This window comes from Streptomyces sp. NPDC002602, from assembly GCF_042889445.1.
In the GTDB taxonomy this organism is placed as follows: Bacteria; Actinomycetota; Actinomycetes; order Streptomycetales; family Streptomycetaceae; genus Streptomyces.
The window spans coordinates 18,004-33,652 of the sequence record NZ_JBIAQX010000031.1; the positions used below are offsets into that span (position 1 = coordinate 18,004).

Annotated in this window: 14 protein-coding genes and 1 pseudogene; 3 read left to right on the plus strand and 12 right to left on the minus strand. The window is 71.9% G+C overall.

Going from position 1 to position 15,649, the window contains the following annotated elements:
* Positions 1 to 10: 10 nt before the first annotated feature.
* Positions 11 to 1,237 (minus strand): SpoIIE family protein phosphatase, encoded by a 1,227-nt coding sequence (locus ACFYW3_RS38060; RefSeq protein ID WP_351759126.1) that lies wholly within the window; start codon positions 1,235 to 1,237, stop codon positions 11 to 13.
* Positions 1,238 to 1,363: 126 nt separating this feature from the next.
* Between ACFYW3_RS38060 and ACFYW3_RS38065 the strand changes: the two genes are divergently transcribed.
* Positions 1,364 to 1,618 (plus strand): DUF1049 domain-containing protein, encoded by a 255-nt coding sequence (locus tag ACFYW3_RS38065; protein ID WP_351759129.1) that lies wholly within the window; start codon positions 1,364 to 1,366, stop codon positions 1,616 to 1,618.
* Positions 1,619 to 1,711: 93 nt separating this feature from the next.
* Here ACFYW3_RS38065 and ACFYW3_RS38070 read toward each other — a convergent pair whose 3' ends face one another.
* Positions 1,712 to 2,479 carry a maleylpyruvate isomerase family mycothiol-dependent enzyme gene (locus tag ACFYW3_RS38070; protein WP_389388890.1) on the minus strand — a complete coding sequence of 256 codons (768 nt, stop codon included), beginning with the start codon at positions 2,477 to 2,479 and terminating at the stop codon, positions 1,712 to 1,714.
* Positions 2,480 to 2,764: 285 nt separating this feature from the next.
* Here ACFYW3_RS38070 and ACFYW3_RS38075 point away from each other — a divergent pair, with 285 nt between their 5' ends.
* Positions 2,765 to 3,355, plus strand: a complete 591-nt coding sequence (locus ACFYW3_RS38075) for a helix-turn-helix domain-containing protein (RefSeq protein WP_351759169.1) — start codon at positions 2,765 to 2,767, stop codon at positions 3,353 to 3,355.
* Positions 3,356 to 3,505: 150 nt separating this feature from the next.
* Here the strand turns inward: ACFYW3_RS38075 and ACFYW3_RS38080 are convergent, their stop codons facing one another.
* From ACFYW3_RS38080 to ACFYW3_RS38090, 3 genes are read right to left on the minus strand one after another with little or no spacing between them, the layout of a single operon-like run.
* Positions 3,506 to 4,090: a hypothetical protein gene (locus tag ACFYW3_RS38080; protein ID WP_351759134.1), complete on the minus strand. Its 585-nt coding sequence runs from the start codon at positions 4,088 to 4,090 to the stop codon at positions 3,506 to 3,508.
* 47 nt (positions 4,091 to 4,137) lie between these two features.
* Positions 4,138 to 4,485 carry a VOC family protein gene (locus ACFYW3_RS38085; RefSeq protein ID WP_351759136.1) on the minus strand — a complete coding sequence of 116 codons (348 nt, stop codon included), beginning with the start codon at positions 4,483 to 4,485 and terminating at the stop codon, positions 4,138 to 4,140.
* A gap of 44 nt (positions 4,486 to 4,529) precedes the next feature.
* Positions 4,530 to 5,306, minus strand: coding sequence for a 4'-phosphopantetheinyl transferase family protein (locus ACFYW3_RS38090; protein WP_389388891.1), 777 nt, complete (start codon positions 5,304 to 5,306; stop codon positions 4,530 to 4,532).
* 92 nt (positions 5,307 to 5,398) lie between these two features.
* Here ACFYW3_RS38090 and ACFYW3_RS38095 point away from each other — a divergent pair, with 92 nt between their 5' ends.
* Positions 5,399 to 5,839, plus strand: coding sequence for a VOC family protein (locus ACFYW3_RS38095; RefSeq protein ID WP_389388892.1), 441 nt, complete (start codon positions 5,399 to 5,401; stop codon positions 5,837 to 5,839).
* A gap of 79 nt (positions 5,840 to 5,918) precedes the next feature.
* Here ACFYW3_RS38095 and ACFYW3_RS38100 read toward each other — a convergent pair whose 3' ends face one another.
* From ACFYW3_RS38100 to ACFYW3_RS38130, 7 genes and pseudogenes are all read right to left on the minus strand, one after another.
* Positions 5,919 to 7,487, minus strand: coding sequence for an MFS transporter (locus tag ACFYW3_RS38100; protein ID WP_389388893.1), 1,569 nt, complete (start codon positions 7,485 to 7,487; stop codon positions 5,919 to 5,921).
* Between the two features lie 42 nt (positions 7,488 to 7,529).
* Positions 7,530 to 8,345, minus strand: a complete 816-nt coding sequence (locus ACFYW3_RS38105) for a thioesterase domain-containing protein (protein ID WP_351759147.1) — start codon at positions 8,343 to 8,345, stop codon at positions 7,530 to 7,532.
* A complete protein-coding gene (locus tag ACFYW3_RS38110; RefSeq protein WP_389388894.1) occupies positions 8,345 to 9,514 on the minus strand; it encodes a class II histone deacetylase in 1,170 nt (389 codons plus the stop codon). Before ACFYW3_RS38110 ends, ACFYW3_RS38105 begins: the two co-directional genes overlap by 1 nt.
* A complete protein-coding gene (locus ACFYW3_RS38115) occupies positions 9,511 to 9,819 on the minus strand; it encodes a hypothetical protein (RefSeq protein ID WP_351759152.1) in 309 nt (102 codons plus the stop codon). Before ACFYW3_RS38115 ends, ACFYW3_RS38110 begins: the two co-directional genes overlap by 4 nt.
* 85 nt (positions 9,820 to 9,904) lie before the next feature.
* Positions 9,905 to 13,975: a bifunctional SDR family oxidoreductase/pyridoxal phosphate-dependent aminotransferase family protein gene (locus tag ACFYW3_RS38120; protein WP_389388895.1), complete on the minus strand. Its 4,071-nt coding sequence runs from the start codon at positions 13,973 to 13,975 to the stop codon at positions 9,905 to 9,907.
* Positions 13,972 to 15,093 carry a DNA alkylation repair protein gene (locus ACFYW3_RS38125; protein ID WP_389388896.1) on the minus strand — a complete coding sequence of 374 codons (1,122 nt, stop codon included), beginning with the start codon at positions 15,091 to 15,093 and terminating at the stop codon, positions 13,972 to 13,974. The genes ACFYW3_RS38120 and ACFYW3_RS38125 overlap by 4 nt, the downstream gene beginning before the upstream one ends.
* Positions 15,086 to 15,649, minus strand: a pseudogene (locus ACFYW3_RS38130) (hypothetical protein); the annotation flags it as partial. The pseudogene ACFYW3_RS38130 and the gene ACFYW3_RS38125, both read right to left, overlap by 8 nt.

A 15,649-nucleotide genomic window follows, 5' to 3' on the forward strand; every position in this document is an offset into this window, starting at 1 on the left:
AGTGCGGCGGTCAGAGCCGGACGACGAGGAGGGCGGTGTCGTCGGTGGAGCCCCCGGGCGGCAGGAGGTCGAGGAGGATGGCGTCGGCGAGGGCTTCGGAGTCGCTTCCCCGGTGACGGGTGAGGGCCCGGGTGAGGCGGGCGAGGCCGACGTCGATGTCCTCACGACGGCGTTCGACGAGTCCGTCGGTGTAGAGGACGAGGGTGTCGCCCTCGGTGAAGCCGGTGGCGGCCTGGGGACGTCGCACGTGTTCCGGGCGGGCGCCGAGAGGGGGGTCGGTGGCCTGGTCGAGGAACTCGACGTCGCCGCGGAGGTGGAGCAGGGCGGGCGGCAGGTGCCCGGCACTGCTGTAGGCGAGGGTGTGGGTCTCCCAGTCGATGTAGGTCTCGACGGCGGTGGTGTTCTCGGCGCCCTGGACGGAGCGGGCGTACAGCCCGAGGACCTCCAGGGCCTGGGCGGGCCCGTCGGCGACGAGGGAGGCGGCGCTGAGGGCGCTGCGGAGCAGGCCCATGACGCCGGCGGCGTGCAGGCCGTGGCCGACGACGTCACCGACGGCCACCGCGATGCGGTCTCCGGGCAGGTCCACGAGGTCGTACCAGTCGCCGCAGACGTTGAGGGCCCCGACGGCGGGCCGGTAGCGGACGGCGGCGCGGTGGTGGCCGATGTCCCCGGGGGCGGGCAGCATCGCCTCCTGGAGGGCGAGGGCGACCTCGCGTTCCCGGTTGTGGGCCTGGCGCAGGCGATCGTTGACCTCCTGCAGTTCGCGGGCGCGGGTGTAGAGCTCGGCTTCCAGGACCCGGGTCCGGCTGCCGTCGGGGGCGCCCCGGGCCACGATCAGCTCGGTGACCTCCGCCACTCGGTGCACGATCAGGACGACCCGGCCGTCGGAGCCGAGGACCGGGGCGTTGACCGGGCTCCAGTAGCGCTCCTGCCACTCGCCGGGCCGCTCCGCGGACTCCACGTCGTAGCGTTGCAGGGCCATCGTGTCGCGCTCACCGGTGGCAAGGACCCGCCGGAGCGAGGCGTGCAGGTTGCGGACGCCGCTGGCGCCGGGGTCGTTGGGGTTGTCGGGGAACGCGTCGAACAGGTACCAGCCGACCACCTGCTCGCGGGTGCGACCGGCGGTACGCAGGAACTCCTCGTTCGCGTCCAGGAACACCAGGTCGGGGCCCAGCAGCGCCACCATGCCGGGCAGTGTCTGGAACACCGCCGCGTAGTCGATCTCCGGATCCGTCATGCCCAGCCCGCCTCAGCACCGGTCACCCCAGGTGATCCCCACGATAGGGCCAGGCGGATGTTCGCGCCGCCCCGCGCTCGTCGGCGTCCGGTCGATCAATGGGACATACAGGCCGATACTGGAGCCATGACACGGAAAGCCGGCACGCCGCACGAGCCGTCCACGCTGACCGTCAAGGGCCGGGACCTGCGGTTGCGTACCCTCGGCTTCATCGTCCTGGCCGCCCTGGCGATCTGGTTCATCGCGGCCAACACCGGGTCCGTCACCGTCAGGATGTGGATCCCCACGGTCACGATTCCCCTCTGGGGCGTACTCACGGTGACGCTGCTCGTGGGCATCGTGCTCGGCCTGCTCCTGGCCCGCCGCCGGGCCAGGAGGTGATCCGCGCGTCCGCGGCCGGAGCGATGTGGCGCGGGATCGCGGCGGCGGCGTTCGGGTGAAGGCCTGGGGCGCGCGGGGGTCCGAGCCCTGATCTCAGAAGGCCGAGTGGGCGAACCAGTGAGCGAGCAGGTCGGCGTCGCCGAGCAGGTGGAAGGCGTTGCTTCGATGGTCCAGGCGCCCGTAGAGGAGCAGCAGGAGATCGGCGGCGGATCCCCGGACCGTGGCGTCCGCCGTGCGGGGCTCGGCGTGGTCGGCGAGGAGGGCGAAGCCGTCCGGGCGCAGGCCGACCAGCCAGTCACCGTCACCGTCACCGTCCGTACTGCTGAAGCGAATGGTCCGGCCAGAGGCGCGCAATCGGGCCGTCAGTGGTGCGAAGGGGGCGGCGTACGGCAGGTTGGTGAGGAACTCGTCGATGCCGTCGACTGCCAGTGCGCGGTCGACGTGCGGTGAGAGGCCGAGTGCGAGTTCGGCGTCGACCCGGTGGACGAGGGTCTCGAAGAGCATGCGGCGGACCCAGAACCGGGCGTGCTGGTCGACTCCCCAGGCCCACATCGGTGCGTCCGGGTCGGTGGCGGCGAACACCTCGGCGGCCTCCGCCGCGCTCGCGGCCAGCCAGTCCGGGAGGGCGTCGGGGTGCTCGGGCAGGCGCAGGTCCACCTCACGGCGGGCCGGCGGCTGCTGGACGCGCCGGCGCAGCAGCTCGGTGAACCAGCGGTGCACGCTTCCGACGTGCCGTGTGAGGTCCTCGAGAGTCCAGTCGGGGCAGGTCGGTACCGGGGTGGAGAGGTCGGCCGCCGCGACCGTGGCGACGAGCGCGGCGCTCTCCGTGGCGACGGCTGCCGTGTGCTGGGCTGGGTTCATGCCCCGCGCCTTTCCTCGGGTGGTGCTGCCCGAAGCTGAGGATGCTTGAGAGGGTTGATAGTTCATGTAATGAAGCATGCTGAACCTAATTCGCGGACGTCGAGGGTGTCAACTTTCGGCCGCCCCGCGGCGCGCGGGGCGGATCCACCGAGCCGCCCCGCCGACGGCCCCGGGGCGTGCCCGCGGAGCGGACAGGGTCAAGGGCGCACGCCGGTCGCTCGCGCCCGCGGCGGCGAAGTACCGTGTGCACGTGGCTTCGAATGGCCGAAGACGGGGGTCGTGACGATGACGAACGGGGTTCGGGCGCAGCAGCGGGAGCAGACGCGGCACACCTTGCTGCGGGAGAGCCGACGCCTCTTCTCCGCCTTGGGTTATGCCTCCGTGGGTCTGTCGGAGATCGTCCGGGCCGCCGGCGTGACCAAGGGAGCGCTGTACCACCACTTCGACAGCAAGGCCGACCTGTTCCGGGCCGTGTTGGAGCAGGTACAGCAGGAGGTCGCCGCGCACATCGCGGCGACGGCGGATGCCCATGAGGAAGCCTGGGATCAACTGGCTTTCGGCTGCCAGGCGTTCATCAGCGCCTCCACCGACCCCGCGCTCCAGCGCATCATGTTGGTCGACGGGCCGGCCGTGCTCGGGTGGAGGGAGTGGCGGGCCATGAACGAGGCCACCTCGGGCCGCCACCTGACCGAGGCGCTCACCCTCCTCATTCACGAGGGCGCCATCCCCGCACAGCCGGTCGCGCCGCTGATGCATCTGCTCTCGGGCGCCATGAACGAGGCGGTGCTGTGGCTGGCCGCGTCGGAGGAATCCGCCGACCTCACGGACACGCGGCAGGCGCTGGCACGGATGCTGGAGGCGCTCCGCGCGAGATGAGCCGCGGTGGGTTCCGCGCGAAGCGAGCCGCGGTGGGTTCCGCGCGAAGCGAGCCGCGGGCGGGTTCCGCGCGAAGCGAGCCGGGGCAGGCACGCCAGGCGTGACCGGAGCCATGCGGCCCGGCCGTCGCGCCGCCCCCCCGACGCCGGCCTACCGGGCGCGCCTCGCACAGTTCCGGCAACCGCCCTGCCCGCCGCGAATGTTGTTGAGGGTCGGCGCTCCGATGTGGCCGCACCTCAGACACCGGCACTTCCACGGGTCGCGCACCCGGCCCGGATAGGGTTCCAGCGGCCGCATGTCGATCGCGCGCATGTCCGCCTCGGCGATCACCGGATCCACCGGTGCGCGCCCGGCACAGACCTGACAGCCGCCGCCCGTACGTATCGTGAACAGTCGTGGGTGGACGACCCGCCCGCAGGCCAGGTGGCGGCATCGCCATCGTGCCCCCGCGCCCGGATAGGGGTCCAGGGGCTCGTACCCCGCCCTGCGCATGTCCGCCTCGGCCCGTTCCCGACCGGCGGCCAGTCGTCGCTCGTCGGCGGCGGCCCGGCCGCACCGGCGGCACCCGGAGGTGAGGCCGGAACGCACCGAGCCGAGGGTGGGCGCGACCGTGTGGTCGCTCTTCAGACAGCGGCACTTCCAGGCCGAGTTCGACCCGGGATAGGGCTCCAGGGGTTCGAGGCCGGCGGCACGCATGATCGCGGCCGCCGCGTCGGGATCGATTCTTCTGGGCACGGCGCGGTCTCCCCCTTCGACGAGCGGCCCCCGCGGCCGGTGACCGGTCAGTTCGGTGCGACGACGTCGATCCAGACCCCGTTGGGGTCCTTGACGACGAGGTGCCCGCGCTCCGGGCATTTTCGCGCACCGAGGGCGGCGAGCCGTTCCCACTCCCCTGCCCGGTCGTCCACCGCCAGGGTGATCCGCACCGCGCGCACCGGCGTGCGGTACGCCTCGGGCAGTGCGGGATGACCGTGGTCGACGAGGGCGAGTTCCTGGTGTCGCCCGGGCCGACCGAGGCCGGCGTACCACTCGGTCGTGTGGGTGGCGGTGAAGCCGAACAGCCTGCGGTAGAAGGTGCGGGATTCCACTGGCCGCGAGGTGCAGATCACCGGACAGAAGCTGGTCAGCATGGGACGCCATCTCCGCTCACGTACCAACGGTATGCGAACTGAACCTAATGACATACCGTTGGAATGTCAACGCGGCTCTCCTGACCCAACGAGGGCCTGCCGCAGGGGACATGCCCGTACGCCGACCAGTCCAGTTCGCACGGTTCCACGGGTACCCGCACCCCCGCCGGAACGGCCAGGGCCGCGGCATGGGTGCCGCCCTGGGGGCCGCAGGGCAGATTGACGACGGTCCAGTCCGCAGGCCGCCCCGCTTGCCCGGCTCCCAGGTAGTCACGGTCCAGTCCCCGGCTGAGCCCGGTTCCCAGCGCCTTCAGGTAGGCCTCCTTGCGTGTCCACAACCGGCAGAAGCTCAGGGGCCGTTGCGCGCAGGGCGTGCGGAGCAGCTCGTCCCGCTCCCGCGGATGCAGCCGTGCCAGGCACAGCTCGACCGTCCGGCGGCCGGGCAGTCGTTCCGCGTCGACCCCGACGGGCGCGTCGGCGACGCCGACGAGCGTGACGCCCACGCAGTGGGAGAGGGAGAAGTACAGGTCGTCCGGGCCGCCCAGGAGGATCGGCCGGCCGTGCCGCCCGCCGCAGTGCGCGCAAGGGTCCCGGCCGAACCGGAGGTCCCGGGGGTGGAGCCCGAGCCGGTCGCCCAACACCAGCCGCAGCCCGGCGTGCGCCGCGAGGTACATCGACCGGTCGCGCCGGTGGGTGAAGGAATCCGCTCTGGCCCTCTCCCCCGCGTCGAGCAGGGAGAGCGAGCCCTCTTCCCCCCACGGGGGTTCCCGCCGCACCGCCCATACCAGGGCTTCGCGCACCGGACGTTCCATCGATGCCATGTCCGCCTCCCTTCGACACGGCGGACGTGACGCCCGGGGCCATGCCTCGTTATGAGGAAATGACCGTATGCCCGCCTCAGAACGGTGTTGTGATGACGTCTTCCGCCCTGACCGGCTTCTATCCCGTGCTCTGCACCGAGCGGCTCGCCGAGTCCGTGGCGTTCTACCGCACCCTGTTCGGGTTCGAGACGACCTATACGAGCGACTGGTACGTCAGTCTGCGGCAGCCGGAGCCGCCGCACCACGAACTCGCCCTGGTCGCCGCGGGGCACGAGACGGTACCGGAAGCCTTCCGCCGGCCGGCCGGGGGCCTGCTCCTCAACTTCGAGGTGGCCGATGTGGACGCCGAGTACGCGCGACTCGTCACGGGCGCCGGCCTGAAGCTGGAACTCCCCCTGCGAGACGAGGCGTTCGGTCAACGGCACTTCATCGTGGCGGCTCCGGACGGCGTGCTGATCGATGTCATCACCCCCATCGCACCCACGGCCGCCCACGCCGCCTGCTACGAGGACCGGTCCGTCCCCGGGGCGTGAGCGGTGTGGCCCCGCGTCCTCGACACGGGGCCACACTCCGTCGGCGTCCGCCCGCGCCGGCGGGCACGGGCGGGACGCGCTATCCCTCCACGGCGGCGGCGTTCACGACTCCGTCGGCCGGACCGTCGGAATCGGCGGAATCACCGCCCGTGGCCGGGAGCTTGATGACCGCGGCCACCAGCACGGCCGAGGCGAGCGCCACGAACACCCCGATACCGCCGATGATGTTCATGCCGTCGGTGAACGCCGCACGCGCCGAGTCGAGCAGGGCCGCAGCCACCTCCGAGGACAGGGGCCGCGCCGCCTCGACCGCCCCGGCGAGCGTGTCAGCGGCGCCCTCCGGCACCCCCGCGGGGATCTCCACCCCGCTGCGGTACACGGCGGTCCCGAGGCTGCCCAGCAGGGCCACGCCGAGCGCCATGCCGAGTTCGGTGCTGGTCTCCGAGATGGCGGCGGCCGATCCGGCCTGCTCGGGCCGGGCCGAGCCGACGACGATGTCCGTACCCAGGGCGATGAGCGGGCCGCCGCCGGCGTAGACGAAGGCGAAGCCCGTCACCACCTGGGCGACGCCCGACGAACTGTCGGCCAGGCTCAGCATGAGGTGGCCGATGCCCGACACGGCCAATCCGGCGGCGACGACGTACGCCGGACGGAACCTGCTCGCCGCCATCGGGGACACGACGGCCGTCACGATCAGCGCGAAGGCCGCGGGCAGCAGGTACAGGCCGGCCTTCATCGGGGAGAGCCCGCCGACCAGTTGGAGGTACTGCGTCACCGTCAGATACGTTCCACCGGCCACGAGCATGCTGAGCAGCAGTGTGATCAGCGCCGTGCGGAACGTGCGGTTCCCGAACAGCTCGAGGTCCAGCAGCGGGCTCGCCAGCGTGCGCTGCCGACGGACGAACAGGACACCGACGACCAGGCCCACGACGAGCGCCAGGATCGGGACCGGGCCGACCCCGTCGTTGGCGATCTCCTTCAGTCCGTAGATGATCGGGAGGATGGCGGCGAGCGACAGCGCCACGCTGGTCAGGTCGAGCCGCCCCGCGTCCTCGTCCCGGTACTCCGGCAGCAGGATCGGGCCGGCCACCAGCAGCAACCCCATGATGGGCACGCCGAGCAGGAAGACCGAACCCCACCAGAAGTACTCCAGCATGGCTCCGCCGACCACCGGGCCGAGCGCGATGCCCACGGAGAACATGGTGACCCAGACGGCGATGGCCACGCCGCGCTGGCGCCCGTCGCGGAACATGTTGATGATCAGGGCGAGGGTCGAGGGCATCAGGGTGGCTCCGGCGATGCCCATCGCCGCCCGCGCCGCGATCAGCATGGCCGGGTTGTCGGCGAAGACGGCGGCCAGCGAAGCCACGCCGAACGCGGCGGCACCGATCAGGAGCAGCTTCCGGCGACCGATGCGGTCGCCCAGGGTTCCCATGGTCACCAGGAAGCCGGCGATCAGGAACCCGTAGATGTCGATGATCCACAGCATCTGGGCGGCGGAGGGGTTCAGGCCCTCACTGATGTGCGGTACGGCCAGGTGCAGCACACTCACATCGATGGACAGCAGCAGTGTCGGCAGCGCCAGCACGGCCAGGCCCAACCACTCACGGGGTCCGGCCTGTTCGGTGGTGTCGGCGGTGGTACTCATTCGGTTCCTTTCGGGGGTGGTGCTGATCGGTGCCCGACGCGCTCATCGGGCGAGGGGGTGTGGGAGGAGCGGATCCGACCGGGGGTCGTCGGGGCGGGGCACCAGACGGGCGGCGATGGCCGCCGCGTTGGCGGGTGTGTAGAGGTAGAAGTGGCCGCCGGTGAAGGTCAGTCGGTCGAAGTCGCCGGAGGTCTCCAGCGCCCACAGATGCATCCGGTCGTCGATGACGACCGGGTCGTCCACCGCGCCGAGCGCCAGGATGGGGACGCCGGTACCGGACAGCGGCCGGCGGTAGGTCTCCATGGCCTCCAGGTCGGCCCGGATCGCGCGGAGCGACGGCCCCATCAGGTCGGCGCGGTCCATCAGCCCCGGGGACATCCCTCCGATGTCGGTCAGGTGCTCCAGCAGCTCCGTGTCGCCGCGGAGGTGGGCGAACGGCGGCTCGCCGGGAAAGCAGGGCGGCTGGCGCGCCGACACTGCCAGCCGGACGGGAGGCAGTCCCTTCTGTTCCATGAAGCGGGTGAGTTCGTATCCGAGCACGCTGCCGAAGCTGTGCCCTATGACCGCGTACGGCAGCGGTTCCAGCTCCGCGAGGTCCCGACCGAGGGCGTCGACCAGCGGCTTGACGCGGGTCAGCGGCGGCTCGTTGATGCGCGCGCCTCGACCCGGCAGTTGGGCGACGACGCACTCGACGTCCTCGGGCAACACCTGCCACCAGGAACGGAAGGCGGACGGCCACCCGCCGGCGTGCGGGAGCGCCACGATCCGGAACCGCGGACGGACCCGCGGCCCGGGCCCCGGGCCGGCGCCGGCCACCCGTCGCGCACCGCTGCCCACCGTCATCCACCATCCGCTCATCACGGCCCCCCGTTCACGACCGCGGGCCGCCCGGAGGCACCGGATCGACCTGCCGCGGGTGCCGAGCCGGCCAACAGCGGGTGGTGCTCCTCCAGGTGGGTGATCACCCGGTCCTGGTGACGCTGGAGGCGCTGGCCGGGAAGGTGTTCCAGGGAGTGCAGGAACGGGTCCTGGGGAGCCGGCAGGCCGGCGATCGCGCAGGCCGTGCCCAACACCAGCATCGGCTGGTACCACGCCGAGTAGCCGCCCTCGTGGGCGAAGACGATCCTGCCGCCGGTCAGTTCGTCCGCGAGCCGGCACATCGCCGACGTCATGGCGTGGAAGGTGCGGCTGGTGCACAGCATCCGCCCCATCGGATCGTGGCCGCTCGCGTCGACGCCCGCCGCCACCAGGATCAGATCGGGGCCGAAGGCGCGGGCCGCCGGGGTCACGATCCGTTCCGTCACGGCGAGGTAGGCGCCGTGACCCGAGCCGGCGGGCAGCGGCACGTTGAGCGTGGTGCCCGCCCCCTCGCCCGCGCCGGTCTCCAGCACGAGACCGGAAGCCGCCGGGAAGAGCCCCTCCTGGTGCACCGACACGTACAGCACGTCGGGGTCCTCGTAGAAGGTCCGTTGGATGCCGTTGCCGTGGTGGACGTCCCAGTCGAGGATCAGCACGCGCCGCGCGCCGTGTCGCTGGGCGGCCCGGGCGGCCACCGCCAGGTTGTTGTACAGGCACAGTGCCATGGCCCGGTCCGGCTCGGCGTGGTGGCCGGGTGGCCGCACCAGGCAGTACGCCCGGTCGAACCGGCCCTCCATGACGCCGGTGGCGGCCTGCGCGCAGGCCCCGACGGCGAGCCTCGCGGCCTGCGCGCTGTGGTAGTTGACGTGGGCGTACACGCCGGCGTCGCCCGCGCCGGCCGCCGAGGCCGCCTCGACCCGCTCGATGTGTTCGGGTACGTGCACGAGCAGCAGGTCCTCGTCGGAGGCGGGCGTCGGGGTGAGGCCGGTGAAACGGTCCATCACGCCGGACGCCTTGACCAGCCCCTCGGCACGCCGGAGGTCGGGGTCGACCGCGAACTGGCGCAGCGGCTCGACGCCCGGCCCGACCGGCACGTACCCCGATCCGGGGCCGGGGTCGTGCCAGAAACAGATCTCGTGGCTGTACCACGCGAGGCGGGAGGTGTTCACCAGCCGGACACGCCCAGCGAGGCCCGGCTGATGCCGGCGACCTTCTCGATGTACTGGAAGTAGTACGCGCGCTCCTCGTCCGGCGTGCGCTTGGCGCGCATCGTGGTCTCCAGCAGACCGAGCACCTCCCCGGCCTCGGTGGAGGTCAGCCGCCGGTCACCGACCTCCTTCTCGAACGCGCGGATCCGCGCGGTGGGCTCCACCACGCCCGACACGAATTCCGTCTGGTCGGTGCCGTGGTTGCGGGTCGAGGCGATGGTCTTCAGAACGGCCCCGAAGAACGCAGTGGTGTCGACATCGGTCATGTTCGATTCCCCCTTGGTTGCCGTGCGGCCATCGGCGCACGGTGGTGTCCTGTCGGTCCTGTGGAGCGCTCCACCCGGTCGGTGCTCAGTGGATGAGCCCACAGGCACGGCCGGCCTTCTCCAGCGTCACGAGGGCCGCGTCCAGGTCGGCGTCGGAGTGGCTTAGGTTGACGATGGTCCGCAGCCGGGGCAGTGTCCGCGGCACGGCCGGGTAGACGATCGGCTGTACGAAGAGCCCGTCGAGCTGACAGAGCCGGGCCATCTCCCCGGCCTGGTCCGCGGTCGCGCAGATGATCGGCACCACTGGTGTCTCACTGGCCAGGGTGTCGAAGCCCAGGGCGCGCAACTGCTCGCGGTACCGGGTCGTCTTCGCCCGAAGTTGCCGGGTGAGGGACGGTGCGGCCGCCATCACCTCGATCGCGGCCTTGGCCGCCGCCACCTGGGCGGGGGTCGCGGCGGCCGAGAACATCCAGCCGCGGGCGTTGTTCTTCAGCGCGAAGACCAGGTCCCTGGACCCCGCGACATAACCGCCCGCGCTGGGAACCGTCTTGGAGAGCGTGCCCATCTTGACGTCGACCCGCGCCGGATCGATGCCGAAGTGCTCGGTGATGCCGCGGCCGGTGTCACCGAGGACGCCCAGGCTGTGTGCCTCGTCGACCATCAGCGGGGCGTCGTGGCGCTCGCACAGTTCCACGATGCCGGGCAGGTCGGCCACGTCTCCGTCCATGCTGAACACGGCGTCGGTGACGACCAGGCGGCCCGCGTCGCCCACCTTGCGCAGGGCCCGTTCCAGGTCGGCGAGGTCGTTGTGGGCGTAGGTGATGACCGACGCGCCGGACAGCCGGTAGCCGTCCAGGATGCTGGCGTGGTTGTAGACGTCGCCGATGACGAGGTCACCGGGGCCGACGAGGGCGCCGACCGTCGCCACGTTCGCCATGTAGCCGCTGGAGAAGACGATGGCGTCCTCCGTGCCCAGGAAGCGGGCGAGCGCCAGTTCCAGCTCCCGGTGCAGGTGCAGGGTGCCCGCCAGCAGCCGCACCCCGTGCGCGCCGGTGCCGTGCCGCTCGACGGCGCGCAGGACCTGGTCGTCGATGTAGTCGTGACCGATGAGTCCGAGGTAACTGTAGGAGGCGAAGTTCAGGAACCACCGGCCGTCGAACTTGATCCGGGAGCCCTTGGCCTCCTCGATCACGGGCTCGTAGAAGTACTCGTCCTTGGCGACGATCAGACGGTCCTCCCCCGACAGGGCGTCGATGCGGCGGTCGAGGAACCTGCCGTGGGGTGCGTCGGCCAGTCGGCCGGGCAGGGTCCGGCGCGGTACGCGGTCGGCCGCCGGGGCGGGGTCGGCAACGGCCGCGGCGACCGGGGCCGGGGTCGGGTTCGGGGTCGGGGTCGGGCCGCCGGCCCGGGGCGGGACGGGGGCCGGCGTCGCCGCCGGGGTGGGCGGGGCGTACGGCACGTCCCTGAAGCGGTCCCAGTCGGGGACGAAGGAGTCACCGGCGCTCCGCCCCGTCGCGGCGGGCGGCTGCGGCTGGGGCTGGGGCCGCGGAGGTATTGCGCCGCGCGACATTCCCGCGGGGGCCGCCGCGCGGACCTCACGGATCGGGGCGGGGGTGGGCGAGGGGGCGGAAACAGGTGCGGGAACGGACGTGGGAACGGGCGTGGGAACGGGCGTGGGCGTGAGGGCCTGGTCGGGAAGGCCGCGCGGGAGCGATTCGAGGTGGGCGTGCAGCGCGCCGACGTTGGTGCGTTCGAAGAACACCATCGGGTCGAGGTCGAGCCCGTCGGCGGCCAGCGTCGCGGCCAGCTCGACCGCCATCATCGAGTCGAGGCCCAGCTCCAGCAGGTCGTCCTCGGCGGCCACGTCGTCGACGAGCAGGACCCTGCCGATCGCGTGGGTGAGCGACGGCCACAGTCCGGTTTCGGGCGTCACAGCAGGCATGGGTGCATCCTTCGCTTTCGCGGCGGCGGACAGGACGTAGTGCGCGGGTGGTTCCCCCAGGGCCGTACGGAGGAGGTCGATGCCGTCGCCCGCGGTGAGGGCGGGGACGCCGTGCGCGGCGGCCTTGGGGGCGATGGACTCGCCCATGCCGACGGTCCACAGGCCCCAGCCGAGGCTGTACCAGGGCCGGCCCTCGGCGCGTTGGCGGGCGGCGTAGCCGTCCAGGTAGGCGTTGGCCGCGGCGTAGGCGCTCTGGCCGAGGTTCGCCCGTACCGCCGCGACCGAGGAGAACAGGGCGACGAACGCGGGCTGTTCGTACCCTGACACCAGGTCGGCGAGTGCGTGCGCGCCGCCGATCTTGGGTCCGAGGACGGCATCCACCTGATCCGGCGTCAGGCCGCGTGCCAGACCGTCACGCAGGACCCCGGCGGCGTGGAACACCCCGTCGAAGCGCGGGGCTTCGGCCAGTGCCTCCCGCACCGTGCGGACGTCCGCCGTGACGATCTTCAGGTCGCAGTGTTCCGCCAGCCTGTCGAGGCGCTCCCGGGCCTCTCCCCGGTCCGGGACGGTCCGCCCCACCAGTGTCAGATGGGCGCAGCCCGCTTCGGAGAGGTACTCGGCGACGCTCAGCCCGAGGCCGCCCATGCCGCCTGTGATCAGGAAGCGGCCGCCTCGGTGGCGCGCCCCATCGGGGGCGCCCGTCGGCGGGTGCGGCCGTAAGGAGGGTGCGTACCAGGCGCCGCCGCGCCGGGCGAGTTCCGGCCGGTCCTGGCCGAGCGCCTCCCACAGCACGTCGGCACCGCCGCCCTCGGGACCGGCGGGATCGCCGGGGTCGCCGGGGTCGCCGGGGTCGCCGGGGTCGAGGGCGGGATCGAGGTCGAGCAGGCGGATCGTGCTGCGGGGATGCTCGACCCGCAGCGTGCGGCCGAGACCCCACAGGGCGGTCATGAAGGGGTCGACGGTGTCCTGTGTCGCCACCTGGTGGGCGGCGGTGGTGACGATCAGCAGGGAGGGCGTCGGCGGGCGGGCGAGGATCCGGCGCACCAGCGCGAAGACTTCCTGCAGGGCCTGCGTCACCTGTGTCTCGTCGGTGAGCCCGCGCGGCGCCACGTACACCACGTCCCGTGGGACGGTGTCCGCCGGCAGGGTTTCCAAGCCCTCTGCGGAGAGCCGCTCCGGCGTCAGGTGCAGGACGTGCCGGCCCGCCGGGGGACGGAGGGCGTGGGCGGAGACCACCAGCAGGGGGCCCTCGGCCGCGGACGTGTGTCGCGGAGCCGGGTCGGTCCTCCGCCAGGCGACGGTCTCGATCGAGGTGATCGACGGGGGTGCCTGCCCCGGTTCGCCCCGCCGGGCGGCTGTGGCGGGGCGAACCGGGGCAGGAGTGGCCGCTGTGGCAGGGGTAGCCGCCGCGGGCTCCGGGGACGGTGCCGGTCGGGTGGCCTTGAGGGTGATGCGTTCCAGTTCCAGCAGGACTTCCCCCTGCTGGTTGCAGATCATGGCGCGACCCCGTACGGCGCCTCCCCCGCTCTCGGCGGCGGCCGGTTCGTCCCGTTCGACCAGGGCGATCACCGTGCCGGACATGCGGCGGCGGGCCTCCAGCCGGCCGATGTACCAGGGCAGGCACGCCCCGGCCGCACCGCCGTCGAGCATGCCGAGCGCCTGGAAGACGCTGTCGAGCAGCGGCGGCGGCACGAACGGGGGCGCCGTCGCCGCGTCCGGGTCCTCCGCGGCCCGGAGCATCAGCAGCATCCGGCCCGGGCCCCGGTGCGCCGAACGGATCGCCTGGTACGCCGGCCCGTACGCGATCCCGCTGGCCTCGCGCCACGCCGCCACCTCCGGCAACGGCACCTGCTCCGTGCAGCCGGCCCGGAGTGCCGACACGTCGACGTAGCGGGGCGGCGGCAGCGGCCTGCCGGTGGCCCGGGCGGTGCTGTGCTCGACGGGTACGCCGTTGTCGCCGGGCGGCAGGGAGTGGACGGCGCACCGGCCGTCCCCCGCCGTACGGACCTCGATGTCGGCCCCGGCCCCCGTCACGAGCAGGGGTGTACGGAAGGCGACCTGCTCCAACAACCATCGGTGGTCGGGTCGCGCGGCATCGCAGGCCGACAGTACGGCGTCGATCTGCGCGGCGGCGGGGACGACCGGAACACCGCCGATCCGGTGGTCGGAGACGAGCGGATCGGCGGCGCTGAGGTGTGTTCCGACGCCACTCATGTGTGGAGGTCGAATCGTCCGGTGGCGAGGGCGAGTCCGTTCACCTGGATGTCGACGGTGTGCTCGCCGGTGTAGTAGCGGCGCGTCTGGATCTCCTTGATGGTGTGTGTCTTCTCCAGGGACCGCCGTTCCCCGGCGCCGAGTTCGAGGGTGGTCAGCTTGAAGACCTTCGGGATGCTGCGACCGTTCTTGCGCACGTGGTGCACCACGTAGTCGACGGCGATGCTGTGCGGACGGTCGTCGGTGTTCTCGATGTCGAAGTCGATGACGAGGGTGTCCCCGACGGTCACCGCTCCGGGGGTGATCCTCAGCCGGGGCACCTTGACGTGCTCGCCGCCCGTGGCCCCGAGGATGGCGAGGGCTTGTTGGTCGCCCTTCTTCACGAGGGTGCGCAGCCCGTGCTTGACGATCCAGTTGGTCTCGGGGGTGGGGCTCTCCTCCAGCCAGCGGAGCGCCGTCGCGAGCGCGAGGTCGGGGCTGTCCTTGGAGATGTCGTTGAGGTTGTTGGCGACGGACTTCCGCACGTACTCGGAGGAGTCGCTGCGCAGCGGTTCGAGGATGTCCAGGACCGGCAGCGGGTCCTTGACGAACACGGTCAGGGTCCGGGCCCAGGGCAGCCGGGAGCGAATGCCCTCGGTCGCCAGCCGCCGCACGTTGTGGCTGGGACTCCGGGCCCATCCCGCGACGCGCTCCATGGTCAGCGCGTAGTGCTGTTCGACGTACGGTCGGATCGCGTATTCACCCGTGTGTCGCTTGGTGATCTCCTCGATGGCGTCCAGTGACGCCCCGGGGTGGTCCAGGCCGTACTCCTCGACGAAGCGGGCGACCGGCATGAGGAACCAGCTGGTGTTGAACATGCCCTCTCCCTCGGCCAGTTCGTCGCCGAGGACGGACAGCAGGAGGGGAAGGGCATCGGGGTACTCCGCGGGGAGGCGGGTGCGCAGCCCTTCGGCCAGGACGAGGACGCGGTCCTTCAGTTCCTTGTCGGGAATGCGCGCCTCGACCTCCGCCGCATAGTCCTCCACGTCGAACGCGGGGTGGACGGTGCGGATCTTGCCGCCGATCAGGCGTGCCGCCTCGCCGTTGAAGTGTCGCTTCAGTCCGTATTCGCTAGCCATGGTTCCAGTGCCTCTTCGTCTCGTTCTCGATGTTCGTGTTCGTCGTGTCGTGCGGGTTCGTCGTGTCCTGCGGGTTCGTCGTGTCCTGCGGGTTCGTCGTGTCCTGCGGGTTCGTCGTGTCCTGCGGGTTCGTCGTGTCGTGCGGGCCGGCGGATATCCAGAACCGCTGCCGGTTGAAGGGGTAGGTGGGAACGGTGATCGTCCGCTGCCCCTTCCCCGCATGCACACCCGACCAGTCGAGATCACCCGACGTCGCGTTCACATACGCCGCCAACGACCCATGCACCTCGACCTGATCCACCCGATCCCGCCGCAACGTGCTCAACCACACCGGCTGCTCCCCACCCCACGAAGCACGCGCCAACGACGTCAACTGCGGATGCGAACCGATCTCCCACACCACCCCCGCACCCAACCCCGACACCGTCGCCACCGCCTCACCAAAACGAACCGGCTCACGAATCGCCCGACCCCAATACCCCGGATCCACCACCGAACCCGCCGAATGCCACCCACCCGACACCGACGACACAAACCCCACCACCGGAGCCGACAA

Bases quoted from the DNA above. Each gene is read 5' to 3' on its own strand.
- ACFYW3_RS38060 (WP_351759126.1), bottom strand. From the start codon at position 1,237: ATGACGGATCCGGAGATCGACTACGCGGCGGTGTTCCAGACACTGCCC.
- ACFYW3_RS38090 (WP_389388891.1), bottom strand. From the start codon at position 5,306: ATGGCATCGATGGAACGTCCGGTGCGCGAAGCCCTGGTATGGGCGGTG.
- ACFYW3_RS38070 (WP_389388890.1), bottom strand. From the start codon at position 2,479: ATGAACCCAGCCCAGCACACGGCAGCCGTCGCCACGGAGAGCGCCGCG.
- ACFYW3_RS38115 (WP_351759152.1), bottom strand. From the start codon at position 9,819: ATGACCGATGTCGACACCACTGCGTTCTTCGGGGCCGTTCTGAAGACC.
- ACFYW3_RS38085 (WP_351759136.1), bottom strand. From the start codon at position 4,485: ATGCTGACCAGCTTCTGTCCGGTGATCTGCACCTCGCGGCCAGTGGAA.
- ACFYW3_RS38105 (WP_351759147.1), bottom strand. From the start codon at position 8,345: ATGAGCGGATGGTGGATGACGGTGGGCAGCGGTGCGCGACGGGTGGCC.
- ACFYW3_RS38125 (WP_389388896.1), bottom strand. From the start codon at position 15,093: ATGGCTAGCGAATACGGACTGAAGCGACACTTCAACGGCGAGGCGGCA.
- ACFYW3_RS38095 (WP_389388892.1), top strand. From the start codon at position 5,399: ATGACGTCTTCCGCCCTGACCGGCTTCTATCCCGTGCTCTGCACCGAG.
- ACFYW3_RS38065 (WP_351759129.1), top strand. From the start codon at position 1,364: ATGACACGGAAAGCCGGCACGCCGCACGAGCCGTCCACGCTGACCGTC.
- ACFYW3_RS38075 (WP_351759169.1), top strand. From the start codon at position 2,765: ATGACGAACGGGGTTCGGGCGCAGCAGCGGGAGCAGACGCGGCACACC.
- ACFYW3_RS38120 (WP_389388895.1), bottom strand. From the start codon at position 13,975: ATGAGTGGCGTCGGAACACACCTCAGCGCCGCCGATCCGCTCGTCTCC.
- ACFYW3_RS38100 (WP_389388893.1), bottom strand. From the start codon at position 7,487: ATGAGTACCACCGCCGACACCACCGAACAGGCCGGACCCCGTGAGTGG.